A 1042-nucleotide genomic window follows, 5' to 3' on the forward strand; every position below is an offset into this window, starting at 1 on the left:
GTGTGGGGGTTGAGGAGGGTCGCCTTGAGCCAGAGTCGGCCTTCGGCGTGGGCGCGGCCGAGGACGGCGTGGCCGCGTTGGAGGAGGGTGCGGCGGACGGTGGCGACGGTGTGGTCGTCGGTTCCGGTGGGGCGGAAGAGGACGGTGCTGATGGTGGGGTGGTCGTAGAGGTCGAGAGTGGGGGTCTTGGTGATGAGGTCGGCGAGGTGGTGGGCGGTGGCGAGGGTGCGGTCGAGGAGGTCGGCGAGTCCGGTGCGGCCGAGGGCCTGGAGGGTGACGGCGATCTTGAGGGCGTCGGGGCGGCGGGTGGTGCGCAGGGAGCGGCCGAGGAGGTCGGGGAGGCCGGCTTCGGTGTCGTCGTCGGCGTTGAGGTAGGGGGCGTGGTGGTGGAGGGGGGTGAGGTGGTGGCGTTCGGGTACGGCGAGGAGGCCGGCGGATGCGGGTTGCCAGCCGAGTTTGTGCAGGTCGAGGGTGACGCTGTGGGCGCGGTCGAGGCCGTGGAGGAGGGGGCGGTGGGTGGGGCTGAAGAGGAGGGGTCCGCCGTAGGCGGCGTCGATGTGGAGTTCGGCGCCGTGGGTGGTGCAGAGGTCGGCGATGGCGTGGAGGGGGTCGATCTCGCCGGTGTCGGTGGTTCCGGCGGTGGCGACGACGAGGAGGGGGCGGTGGAGTTCGGTGAGGGCGTCGTCGAGGGCGGCGAGGTCGAGGGTGCCGGCGGGGGCGGGTAGGACGACGGGTTCGGGGAGGCCGAGGAGCCAGGCGGCGCGGGCGATGCTGTGGTGGGCGTTGGTGCCGCAGATGGTCTGTACGGGGCCGTGGCGTTCGCGGGCGAGGAGGAGGGCGAGTTGGTTGGCTTCGGTGCCGCCGGTGGTGATGACGGCGTCGGGTGAGGGGGTGTCGGGGTAGATCTCGGTGGCGAGTGCGCTGGTGAGGTCGGCTTCGAGGGCGGAGGCGGCGGGGGCCTGGTCCCAGGAGTCCATGGAGGGGTTGAGGGCGCTGGCGGCGAGGTCGGCTGCTGCTGCCAGGGCGAGGGGTGGGGTGTGGA

Annotated in this window: 1 protein-coding gene; it reads right to left on the minus strand. The window is 73.0% G+C overall.

The features are described from left to right. Nucleotides 1–1042, minus strand: a 1042-nt coding sequence (locus B9S58_RS02865) for an aminotransferase class V-fold PLP-dependent enzyme (RefSeq protein ID WP_103530570.1), incomplete at both ends; no start/stop codon positions are given.

It is taken from the genome of Streptomyces sp. SM11 (genome assembly GCF_002910905.1).
Classification (GTDB): domain Bacteria; phylum Actinomycetota; class Actinomycetes; order Streptomycetales; family Streptomycetaceae; genus Streptomyces.